Origin of the sequence: Mesorhizobium alhagi CCNWXJ12-2, from assembly GCF_000236565.1 — a bacterium.
Taxonomy (GTDB): domain Bacteria; phylum Pseudomonadota; class Alphaproteobacteria; order Rhizobiales; family Rhizobiaceae; genus Allomesorhizobium; species Allomesorhizobium alhagi.
Genome location: NZ_AHAM01000124.1, coordinates 1 through 11,021 on the forward strand (window position 1 = coordinate 1; position 11,021 = coordinate 11,021).

The window sequence follows — 11,021 nt, forward strand, 5'->3', positions numbered from 1 at the left end:
GTCCGGCGCGGAGGAACGGTCGTCCAGGTTGGGAACCTTCCAGGCGGCCAGATCCCCGTGCCCGCCAACGCCGTGATGGCCAAGGAAATCGACCTCAAGGGCACGTTCCGGTTCGGTGAGGAATTCAGCCGGGCCGTCGATTTGATCGTCAGCGGCGAAGTCGACGTGCTGAAGCTGGTGACTGCCGAGCGGGCTTTGTCTTCGGCTCCCGATGCCCTCAGGCTCGCCGCCGACCGCTCGCAAAGCGTCAAGGTCGTGCTCACCGCCGGCTGAGTGGTCTCCACAGACCTGCCTGGCAACCACCGTCCTACCCGGTACGACCAGCGGCTGCCGTGTCAAAGCAGAAAGGAAAGCAAGGTGCCGAACGACGATCTGTCGGAGATTTCAGCCGCATCGCATGCTGCGGTTCTGGCGCTCAATAACGCGCATGCGGCGGAATTGTCGTGGCTGGAGCCCGACGAACTGTCGCGGCTGCTCGGCGAGGCATTCTACGCGCGGCGGATCGGCGAAGGCGATGCCTTCCTGCTGGCATTCGACCAGGACGCCCGCTACGACAGCCCGAATTTCGAGTGGTTTCGCGCCCGCTATCCGCGTTTCGTGTATATCGACCGCGTGGTGGTCGCCGGCCATGCGCGCGGGCGCGGCCATGCCCGCCGGCTCTATGCCGGCCTCTTCGACCATGCCGCCCGCGCCGGCCACGATCTGATCGCATGCGAGGTCAATGAGGACCCGCCGAACCCGGCCTCCGACGCCTTCCACGCCGCCCTCTGCTTTTCGGTCGCCGGGCAGGCGCAAATCCACGGCGGTAAGAAGACGGTGCGCTATTTCACGCGGACGCTGGCTCTGGCGTAGAACCTGATCAGGAAGGCTGCAGCTCGGGTTGTCTGACGCCCAGCGCGTCGAGCGCCGCCGGAATGTCGATGGTTGCCTTGAGCGGCAGATGATCCGAGGCCACCTCCGACAACGGCGTGTGGTGCGCTTCGAGCGCAGTGACCAGTCCTGGCGAGCCGATGACGCGGTCCAGCGCCACCATAGGATAGTAGGACGGAAAGCTCATCGGCGCGGCGGGAAGCGGACCGAAAAGCGGCCTGAGATCGTGGAGCGACGAGCGCGGCCCTGGCCGCCATTCGTTGAGGTCGCCGAGCAGCAGCGTCGGGATCCGGGTTCCGTCGTCGACGGCATCGACGATGGCGCGCACCTGCCAACGGCGCACGCGCCGCAGGAGCCCGAGATGGGCGGCCACCACCCGCAATGGCCCCGAAGGCAGTTCCAGGTCCACCACCAGAGCGCCGCGAGGCTCGGCCCCGGGCAGCGCCAGCCGCTTGACGCTGTGCACCACGCCGGTCCGGATGAGCAGCGCATTGCCGCGCCATCCATGACCTTTGGGGGCAAGCGAAGTCCGTACCAGCGTCAGCCCGGACGCTACCTCCAGCGCCCGCAGGTCCAGAAGGCCGCGGCGCTCGCCAAAACGCTGGTCGGCTTCCTGCAGCGCCACCACGTCGGCGCCGATCTCGGCGATGACCGCCGCTATCCGCTCCGGATCGAAACGACGGTCGACGCCCAGGCATTTGTGGATGTTGTAGGAAGCGACGGTGACCTGATGCCTGTCGGCTTCACCTAGCCGGTGCGGATCGGCCGCGCGCGCGGCAAGCTGCTGATGACGGATGCGGTTCTTGATCTGGGCCTTTATCGATCCCAGGCGGCGCGGCGCGCGCTTGAGGAGATCGAGCTGGACCGGATCGAAGAAGCGAAAGCGTCGAAGAGGCATTCAGTGTCTTTCAAGCCGAAAGGGATTTTTTGATTCTAGAGCCTGATCAATTCCGATGGAATCACAATAGGCCCTGATTTGCTGTTTTGCCGCATGATCTTATCCGAAAGTCTGAAACCTCTTGCTGCGCTGTCTTTCGCCCGGATCAGCGCTCTAAAGTTGCTCCTCGATGGGCAGCAGGCCCACCAGCATCGCAATCATCCGTCGCCGCAGGCTGGCCTCGGGTTCGGCGCCCAAAAGCTTGGCTGCGCCAACCGGCCCATCTTCCCATCCTATAACGCCGTTTCCAAGCACGACGCGGTAACTTCGGCGTGGCGACATCTCCTGCGCAAACACCGCCTGCACCTCCCTGGCCAGCTCGGCATGGTCGAACATGATGCCCATTTCGGTGTTGAGGGAGGCCGAGCGCGGGTCGAAATTGAACGAGCCGACGAAGCCCGTCCTGTCGTCGACTACAAAGGCCTTGGTGTGCAGGCTGGCGCCGCTCGATCCGAACAGCGAGATATCCTGCTTTGCCTCGCGCGGACGAAGCTCGAACAGCCGGATGCCGCCTTCGATCAGCCGTTTGCGGTAACGCGCATAGGCGCCGTGGACAGCCGACACGTCGGTCGCGGCCAGAGAATTGGTGAGAACGGAGACGCTCACGCCCTTCGCTACAAGGTCGAGCAGTATGTTTGCGCCATCCTCCCCGGGGATGAAGTAGGGCGACACGATCTCCACGCGGCTGCGTGCGGAAGCAACAGCTGGCATGATGGCCTTTATCAGCCAGTTCTCCCGTTTTCCGTCAAAGGCTTTCTCCGGCGGGTCGGAGACGACGCGCGCGCTGGCGGTCCAGTGCAGCTTCTGTATGCCCGCCAACATGTCCTGGACGTCTTCTTCCTCCAGCACGCGGCCGAGATAAGGAATTGCGGCGGCGTGTGAAGGCGACGCCTGCAGCGTCTGGCGCAGCTTCGGCAGATTGCCCCTGCGCGAGCCCGCAAGAATCTTGATGGGGATGACGACGCTGCTGTTCCAGTAGGCGTCGAATATCGCTTCGGTCTGCTGAACCGCAGGCCCTACCATCAGGACATCCATGTCGCGGAAATTCGACGCCTCCGCGGCGTCGAAATAGGCATCGCCTATGTTGCGCCCGCCGACGATGGCGAGCCGGCCGTCAACGATCCACGCCTTGTTGTGCATGCGCCTGACCACGCTGTAGTAGCGCAGCAGCATTTCCAGGCCGCGGCGAAACGGGCCGTCCCGGCTGCGGCAGGGGTTGAACAGCCGCACCTCGATATTCGGGTGCGCGTCGAGCGCGCAGTAATTGGCGTCGCGGCCATTGACGTTGACGTCGTCGAGCAGCAGGCGCACGCGCACGCCGCGATCGGCGGCCATGAGGACCTCGTTGGCCAGCAGCCTGCCGGTCAGATCGTCCTTCCAGTAATAATATTGCAGGTCGAGGCTTCGCCCGGCATTACGCGCCGCCGCGGCGCGAACGGCGAAAGCGTGCAGGTTTCCACTGAGCAGTTGCAGGCCGGTTTCACCCGGATGCCTTTCGAGCAGCGGCGCAATTGCCACGTCGAGCACTGTCCGGCCTTCGGAAACGTCGAGGCTGACCGATGGCGCGCCCTGTTCGTGGCGGGCGAACCGGCCATAGGAATAGACCGCAAGATAAAGGACCAGCGCCAGTCCCGCCAGGACGGCCAGCGCTATCGACAGTGTGCCCATTCTATCGTCTTGACCATCTCAAGGACCGATGCGGCCACTAATACAAGGCGGAAGCATGACGAATGTTCCATTGGCCGCCGAGCGGCGGGCAATGATGGCAACGCCCGCCGTAGTCCAGATCGCCGAAAGCCCGCTTTGGGCTATTCGTATTTCATCACCTTCTCGGGCAACAGACCCCTGGGCGCGAAGCGCAGGACAAGGATAATGGTCAGCCCTATGACGAAGACACGCATCTGCAGTGCGCGGGTCGGCAGGTCCGAGGGCGGCGCGATGTCGAACATCTGCTGGAACCAGCTTGCGCCGTACCGGAACAGGATCAACGCGGCGGGCTCAGACATGGTCCAGATGACATAGACCAGCAGCGCTCCGAAAATCGTCCCGAGATTGTTCCCCGACCCGCCGAGCACCACCATGATAAGCACGAGAAAGGTGTGGTTGATAGGGTTGAAGCCGCTCGGATCGAAGATGCCGCCGAAGGTGACAAGGGCTGCGCCGCCGACGCCGACGATGATATTGCCGAGTACGAACATCTCCAGGCGGCGGCGGTTCACGTCCTTTCCAACTGCTTCGGCTGCGGTTTCATTGTCGCGGATGGCGCGCATCATGCGGCCCCATGGCGACGCCCAGCCGCGCTGCAGCAATATATAGATCGCGACGATCAGCACGGCCGTCAGCGCGAGATAGGCGGAGCGCGCGGCCACGAAGCCGATCTCGTTGGGCGTCGGCACCGGCCAGGGCAGCGGCGACACGGTCAGCGTGCCCCTGGTCAGCCAATCGGCGTTCTTCAGGAAGGATTTGACGATTTCAGCGATGCCAAGCGTGGCGATGGCGAGATAATCGGACCGCAGGCCGAGCGTGATGCGGCCGATGAACCAGGCGAGTACCCCGGCGACAAGACCGCCGAGCGCCCAGCCGAGCCCGACCGGCAAGCCGAAGCCGCCGACGAAGCTGGAGCCTTCCTCGATCAGCTCAGCCGCCGGGGCGAGCGCGTTCTGCACCGTCAGGTAAGTTATGGCGGCGGCCACGACTGTGAGGACGGTGCGGAGTTTCTTCGGCACGCCGATACGATCGGCGCGGCTGATGAGATATGTGGCCGCGACTCCTATGACCAGATAGATGCCGGTGCGCAGCAGCATGCCGGGCGCTTCCGACTCCCAGAATACGGGATTGACCGGAAACGACACCAGCATTCCGGTGAAAGCTGCAATGGCGATGAAGCCCATTACGCCGGCGTTGAACAGCCCGGCATAGCCCCATTGGACGTTGAGCCCGAGCGCGACGATGGCGAGGCAGCTTGCCTCGACCAGCATGCGCACCCCATAGGCGTTGCCTTGCCAGGCGAATATCAGCGCCACGAGGACGATGAGCCCGCCGAGAAGTGTGATCGTACGCAGATCGATGGCCCGTATCACAGCACCCTCCCCTTGAAGATGCCGTGGGGACGCCAGATCAGCACGGCGACGAGGATGAAGAACGGAACCACCAGCTTGTATTCGGTCGGCACGAAGGCAAGGTTTGCCGGGATTTCCAGCCATTCCGGCAGATGCGGCTTCAGCGGGCGCAGCAGGATTGCCCAGTTGAAGACGGAAAGTGTTTCGGTGAAGCCGACCAGCAGACCGCCGCTGATGGCGCCATAAGGCTGCCCAACCCCGCCGACGATCATGGCGGCGACGATCGGCAGGAGCAGGTTGAAACTCAGATCGGGCTTGAGGCTCACATCCATGGCGAGCAGCGTTCCGGCCGCAGCCGCAAGGCTGCCGGCGATGATCCAGGTCGTGCGCACGACGTGGCCGGTACTGATACCCGAAATGCGCGCCAGATCGGCATTGTCGGACATCGCCCGCATCGCCTTGCCGGTGCGCGAGCGCGTCAGGAACAGATGCAGCGCGACGACGCTGACGATCGTGAAGACGATCAAAAGCAGCTGCGGTTCGGTCACTATGATGTCGCGTCCGCCGAACGGGACGCGGTAGATGTCCTTGGCGGTGACATACATCTGACGTGGGGCGGTACCGAAGAAAAGCCGGATCACGCCCTGCAGCATCAGCATGACGCCGAAAGAGGCGATGACCAGCGTGATCGGCTTGTAGCCGACGGTCCTCAGCGGCGCGTAGAACCTTTTGTCGAGGAAGATGGTCACGGCGGCAGTGACGACCATCGCCAAGGGCATGACCACGAAAGCGGTGGGCAGGCCGACCATCGCGCCGAGGCCGGGCATAAGCATGGTCAGCACGAAAGCCACGAAAGCGCCGAGCGTCATGATGTCGCCATGGGCGAAATTGGCGAAGCGCAATATGCCCGAAACCAGCGTCATGCCGACCGCGGCAAGCGCGTAGACGGAGCCGATGATCAATCCGGCGATAACGACCTTGTTGATGAAGAACACGATCTCGTTGATTGGCATCGCCGCCAGCAGGCCGACGTCTTCCATCAATGTGCTCCCCCGCCGAGGAAGCTTTCAGCCACTTCCGGATTGTCGAGCAGGGCTTGCCCGGTGCCGGTAAAGGAATTTCTTCCGCCAGCCAGGACAAAACCCTTGTGGGCGATTGCCAGCGCCTGGCGTGCATTCTGCTCGACCATCAAGATGCCAACGCCGCTTTCGTTGATGGCGATGACGCGCTCCAAAATCTCGCCCATGTAGCGCGGCGACAGGCCGGCGGTCGGTTCGTCCAGCAGCAGCAGCTTCGGCTCCATCATCAGCGCGCGGCCGATCGCCACCATCTGGCGCTGCCCGCCCGACAGTTCGCCCGCAGGCTGGCGGTGCTTGTCGCGCAGCGGCGGGAAATATTCGAATATCTTCTCTATCAGGGGCCGGAAATCGTCGCGGCGGACGTAAGCGCCCATTTCCAGGTTTTCGCGCACCGAAAGCGTCGGGAAAACGTTGAACTCCTGCGGCACGAAGGAAAGGCCGCGCCGCACCAGCGTTTCGGGATTGTCGTTGGTAATATCCGCGCCATCGAAGGTGACACTGCCTTCCGACACCGTCAGCAGGCCGAACAGCGCCTTCAGCGTCGTCGATTTACCCGCACCGTTCGGCCCGATGATGACGCCGATCTCGTGGGCCTCGATGTCGATGCTGACGCCGTTGAGGATATTTGCTCCACCATAGCCGGCATGGATATCGCGCATGCTCAGAATGCTCATGATGCGCGCTCCGCCGGCGCACCGCCGAAATAGGCCTCGATGACTTCAGGGTTCCTGCGGATGTCGGCCATCGGCCCCTGCACCATCACCTTTCCGGCGGCCATGACGATGACCGGATCGCAGAGCCGAGCGATGAGGTCCATGTCATGCTCGATGACGAAGAAGGTCAGGCCCTTCTCGCGGTTAAGGGATTCCACGACGGACGCCAAGTCGTTCAGGAGCGTGCGGTTGACGCCGGCGGCGACTTCGTCGAGCAGCACCACGCTGGGCTCCGCCATCATCACCCGGCCGAGTTCCAGGAGCTTTTTCTGGCCGCCGGAAAGGTTGCCGGCCTGCTCGTTCTTCACATGGGTTAGCCGAAGGATTTGCAGGATTTCCTCGGCTTTGCGCCGGGCGGCCAGTTCGTCGGCGTGGATCTTGCTGCGCCGGAAACAGGCGTCGAAGAAGGATTCCTCGCCCTTGCCCGCGGTCACCACCATCAAATTCTCGAGCGCGGTCAGGTGTGTGAATTCCTGTGCGATCTGGAAGGTTCGCGACAGGCCGTGCTCATACAGCTCGTGCGCGGCAAGCCCGGTAACGTCCTCGCCGTCGAGCAGGATGGTGCCCGAGGTCGGCGCGAAGGCTCCGGCGACCATGTTGAACATCGTCGTCTTGCCGGCCCCGTTCGGGCCGATCAGGCCGGTGATCGTGCCGCGCTCGACCTTGAGCGAACAATTGTCGACCGCCACCACGCTTCCGAACCGTTTCGTGACGTTTCTGACCTCGATGAGTGTATTCACCCCACCCGCCAATCTTCTTTATCTTGGATGCAACAGCGGCTTTTTTTCCCCCCCCCCCGCCAATCTTCTTTATCTTGGATGCAACAGCGGCTTGTCGCCAGCCCCCAAAAGCCGGCGCCGTCTTGCGCATCGTGCTGCGGGAGGCCGTACCCGGCCTCCCGCCAGTTCATGAAAAGGTTTAGTTGGCCGCCACTTCCTTGAAGCCCTTGCCTTCGACGACCATTTCGATGACGTTGCCCGGCACATCGCCAGCTTCGTCGAATTCATGGCTGCCTGCGGCGCCCTCGTAATTGATGTCCTTGCCTTCGGCAATCAGCTTCTTGGCCTTTTCCCATTCGCCCGGAAGAATGACCTCGCCCGGCTCGGAGGAAACCTCGCGCAGGGCGGCATTCAGCCCCTCCCGCGTGTCCTTGCCGAGCTTTTCGATGGCGAGCGCAATCAGGAAGCCGGCGTCATATGCCTGCGCGCCGAAATTGGCGTTCGGGTCGAGACCGGCTGCCTTCGCCAAGGGCGAGAACACCTCCGTGCCCGGGCCGGTGGCATTGCCGATGCGGGTGGCGATCATGCCGTCGAGCTTGCCTTCGCCGATGTTGGCGACGAGCGAATCGCCCACCATACCGTCGCCGCCGGCGAACTTCGAGAAGTCGCCGCCTTCCAGTGCCTGCCGGACGATGGTCAGACCGGAGCCGTCTACATAGGCCAGCACCACCAGCATCTCGGCGCCGGACGAAGCCAGCGAGCCGATTTCGGCGCGGTAGTCGGCCTTGCCGTCCTCATGCGCTTCCTTGGCCGCGACAGTGCCGCCGAGTTCCTTGAACGACTCTTCCAGAGCATCGGCAAAACCCTTGCCGTAGTCGTTGTTGACGTAGGTGATGGCGATGTTGTCGGTGCCCTTTTCCTTCAGGATCTTGGCCAGTGTCTCGCCGCTATACGCGTCGGACGATGTCGTGCGGAACACCAGGTCCTTGTCGTCCAGCGCCGTGATGGCCGGCGAGGTCGCGGCCGGCGAGACGATGACAACTCCGCCCGGAATGGCGGCATTGTTGGCCGCGGCGATGGTCTCGCCCGAGCAGAGCGGGCCGACGAGCGCCGTCACCTTCTCGGAATTGACCATGCGGTCGGCAGCGTTGGACGCGGCCGTCGCGTCGGCGCAGGTGGAATCGCCCGAGACGATCTCGAGCTTCTGGCCGTCGAGGATGCCTCCCTGCTCGTTGACCTGGGAGACGGCAAGCTTGGCGCCCTCGAAGATCGGCGGGACGAGGCTTTCGATCGGGCCGGTGAAGCCGCCGAGGAAGCCGATCTTGACGTCGGCGTTGGCGGCCGAAGCGGCCAGCACGGCCGTGCCGACCATGGCGGTTGCGAATATTGTCCTGGTAAAGCGTTTCATCGTGTTTCCTCCCGTGTTGCCGTTGAGACATATGGAAATAGGGTGTTTTGTAGCCAGCCCCAGCCCTTCGGATAAATCAACCCCTACCGGCCAGCAAGCGATTGAGTGAGGTCCAGCCTTTGGTTCAGGTCACCTTGCTGCGCATGCGGTATTCCGGCCTATCCCATAATCTGTCGCGCATGATGCGCTCGAGCGTCTGCGCCGCCGTCACCACATCCGCTTCGCTGATATAGAGCGGCGTAAAGCCGAAGCGCATGATGTCGGGCGCGCGGAAGTCGCCGATGACGCCCTCGGCGATAAGCGCCTGCATCGCGGCGTAGCCTTCGCGGAAGCGGAACGACACCTGACTTCCCCGAACCGACGGATCGCGCGGAGACGCCAGTTCGAGTTCCGGGCAACGCGCCTCGACTTCCTTGATGAAGCGCTCCGAAAGCACGATCGAGCGCCTGCGCAATGCGTTCATGTCGACGCCATCCCACACCTCAAGCGCAGTGTGGAGCGCCGCCAGCGACAGGATCGCGGGCGTGCCGACCCGCATGCGGTCGATGCCGCGCGCCGGGCGGTAGTCGAGATCGAAGGCGAATGGCGCCTCGTGACCCATCCAGCCGCAAAGGGACGGCGAAACCCGGTCGGCATGGTCGGGACGGACATAGAGGAAAGCCGGCGCGCCTGGGCCGCCGTTCAGGTATTTGTAGCCGCAGCCAATGGCGAAATCCACATTGCAGCCGGCAAGGTCGACCGGCAATGCGCCAGCGGAATGGCAGAGATCCCAGATGGTTATCACGCCCTGTTCATGCGCCTTCGCAGTCAGCGCGGCCATGTCATGCAGACGGCCCGTTCGGTAGTCGACCTGCGTGATCATCAGCACGGCCACATCCGCGGTGATCGACGCCTCGACCTCTTCCGGAGCGACGATCTTCAGCTCGTGCCCCTGTCCGAGCGCCTTCACCGCGCCTTGCGCGACATAGAGATCGGTCGGGAAATTGCCTGAATCCGACAGGACGATCTTCCGGTCGCCGGCCATGCCGAGCGCGGCGGTCAGCACCTTGAACAGATTGACCGAGGTCGAATCCGCCGCGACCACGCTGCCTTCCGGCGCACCGATCAGCCTGGCTATGCGATTGCCGACATCGAGCTGCAAATCGATCCAGCCGCGCTCGTTCCAGCCGCGGATCAGCCGCTCACCCCAACCCTGGTCGATCTCGGCCAGAACTCGCTCGCGCACCGTCCGCGGCAGCGGTCCGAGCGAATTGCCATCGAGATAGACGATTCCTTCCGGCAATTCGAACAGCGCACGCGTCCGGGCGAAAATATCGTCAGTCATTTCGAAGCCTTGGCTTTGAGCACGAAGCGCTGGATTTTGCCGGTCGGTGTCTTTGGCAGGGCTTCGATGAATTTTATCGAGCGCGGGTATTTGTAGGGTGCGATGGCCGCCTTGACGTGGTCCTGCAGCGCCTTCACCGTCGTGGCGTCAGGCGCGATATCGGCGGCCAGCACAATATGCGCCTGCACAATTTGTCCGCGCTCCCCATCCTCAACCCCGATGACGGCGCATTCGCTGACGAAGGCGTGGGTCAACAAGGCGGCCTCCACCTCCGGACCGGCGATGTTGTAGCCCGACGAGATGATCATATCGTCGGAGCGGGCTGCGAAGTGGAAATAACCATCCTCGTCCTGCCAGAACGAGTCGCCCGTCAAATTCCAGCCATCGCGCACATATTTCGTCTGGCGTCTGTCGGCGAGATAGCGGCAGCCGGTCGGCCCGCGCACCGCCAGCCGGCCGATCTCGCCGCGCGGCTTTTCGTGCATCTCGTCATCAACGATTTTGGCTTCGTAGCCTGTGACCGGCTTGCCGGTGGACGCAGGCGCGGAATCGCCCAGCCGATTGGAGATGAAGATGTGAAGCATTTCGGTCGACCCGATGCCGTCGAGCATCGGCTTGCCGGTCTTCTTCATCCACTCTTCATAGATCGGCGCCGGAAGCGTCTCGCCCGCCGACACGGCGACGCGCAGCGAACTCAGATCGGCACCCTCGTCCATGGCGTTCAGCATCACGCGATAGGCGGTCGGCGCGGTGAAGCTGATCGTCGCCTTGTAGGTCTCGATGATCTCGATCATCTTCGGCGGGGTCGCCTGCTCCAGCAGCGTCGCGGCCGCGCCGAAGCGCAGCGGGAAGATCGCCAGGCCGCCCAGCCCGAAGGTGAAGGCGAGCGGCGGCGAGCCGACGAAAACGTCG

10 protein-coding genes and 1 pseudogene are annotated in these 11,021 nt (G+C 63.3%); 2 read left to right on the top strand and 9 right to left on the bottom strand.

Going from position 1 to position 11,021, the window contains the following annotated elements; genetic code table 11:
* Positions 1-273, top strand: a pseudogene (locus MAXJ12_RS14530) (L-idonate 5-dehydrogenase); the annotation flags it as partial.
* 84 nt (positions 274-357) lie between these two features.
* Positions 358-852: a GNAT family N-acetyltransferase gene (locus tag MAXJ12_RS14535; protein WP_008836657.1), complete on the top strand. Its 495-nt coding sequence runs from the start codon at positions 358-360 to the stop codon at positions 850-852.
* Positions 853-859: 7 nt separating this feature from the next.
* On the opposite strand, the gene MAXJ12_RS14540 is transcribed toward MAXJ12_RS14535, so the two are convergent.
* The 9 genes from MAXJ12_RS14540 to MAXJ12_RS14580 form a co-directional block, all read right to left on the bottom strand.
* Positions 860-1,768 (bottom strand): endonuclease/exonuclease/phosphatase family protein, encoded by a 909-nt coding sequence (locus MAXJ12_RS14540; protein ID WP_008836658.1) that lies wholly within the window; start codon positions 1,766-1,768, stop codon positions 860-862.
* A 153-nt stretch (positions 1,769-1,921) separates the two neighbouring features.
* Positions 1,922-3,475, bottom strand: coding sequence for a phospholipase D family protein (locus MAXJ12_RS14545; RefSeq protein WP_008836659.1), 1,554 nt, complete (start codon positions 3,473-3,475; stop codon positions 1,922-1,924).
* A gap of 140 nt (positions 3,476-3,615) precedes the next feature.
* Positions 3,616-4,887, bottom strand: a complete 1,272-nt coding sequence (locus MAXJ12_RS14550; protein WP_008836660.1) for a branched-chain amino acid ABC transporter permease — start codon at positions 4,885-4,887, stop codon at positions 3,616-3,618.
* Positions 4,884-5,906, bottom strand: coding sequence for a branched-chain amino acid ABC transporter permease (locus MAXJ12_RS14555; RefSeq protein ID WP_008836661.1), 1,023 nt, complete (start codon positions 5,904-5,906; stop codon positions 4,884-4,886). Before MAXJ12_RS14555 ends, MAXJ12_RS14550 begins: the two co-directional genes overlap by 4 nt.
* Positions 5,906-6,619, bottom strand: a complete 714-nt coding sequence (locus MAXJ12_RS14560; protein WP_008836662.1) for an ABC transporter ATP-binding protein — start codon at positions 6,617-6,619, stop codon at positions 5,906-5,908. The genes MAXJ12_RS14555 and MAXJ12_RS14560 overlap by 1 nt, the downstream gene beginning before the upstream one ends.
* Positions 6,616-7,398, bottom strand: a complete 783-nt coding sequence (locus MAXJ12_RS14565) for an ABC transporter ATP-binding protein (protein ID WP_008836663.1) — start codon at positions 7,396-7,398, stop codon at positions 6,616-6,618. The genes MAXJ12_RS14560 and MAXJ12_RS14565 overlap by 4 nt, the downstream gene beginning before the upstream one ends.
* Positions 7,399-7,576: 178 nt before the next feature.
* Positions 7,577-8,785: an ABC transporter substrate-binding protein gene (locus MAXJ12_RS14570; protein ID WP_008836664.1), complete on the bottom strand. Its 1,209-nt coding sequence runs from the start codon at positions 8,783-8,785 to the stop codon at positions 7,577-7,579.
* A gap of 124 nt (positions 8,786-8,909) precedes the next feature.
* Positions 8,910-10,109, bottom strand: coding sequence for a kynureninase (gene kynU, locus MAXJ12_RS14575; RefSeq protein WP_008836665.1), 1,200 nt, complete (start codon positions 10,107-10,109; stop codon positions 8,910-8,912).
* On the bottom strand, positions 10,106-11,021 hold a 916-nt coding region (locus MAXJ12_RS14580), incomplete at its 5' end, for an AMP-binding protein (RefSeq protein WP_008836666.1). The genes kynU and MAXJ12_RS14580, both read right to left, overlap by 4 nt.

Coding starts and splice junctions, on each gene's coding strand:
- MAXJ12_RS14540 (WP_008836658.1), bottom strand. CDS start 1,768: ATGCCTCTTCGACGCTTTCGCTTCTTCGATCCGGTCCAGCTCGATCTC.
- MAXJ12_RS14545 (WP_008836659.1), bottom strand. CDS start 3,475: ATGGGCACACTGTCGATAGCGCTGGCCGTCCTGGCGGGACTGGCGCTG.
- MAXJ12_RS14555 (WP_008836661.1), bottom strand. CDS start 5,906: ATGGAAGACGTCGGCCTGCTGGCGGCGATGCCAATCAACGAGATCGTG.
- MAXJ12_RS14560 (WP_008836662.1), bottom strand. CDS start 6,619: ATGAGCATTCTGAGCATGCGCGATATCCATGCCGGCTATGGTGGAGCA.
- MAXJ12_RS14570 (WP_008836664.1), bottom strand. CDS start 8,785: ATGAAACGCTTTACCAGGACAATATTCGCAACCGCCATGGTCGGCACG.
- kynU (WP_008836665.1), bottom strand. CDS start 10,109: ATGACTGACGATATTTTCGCCCGGACGCGTGCGCTGTTCGAATTGCCG.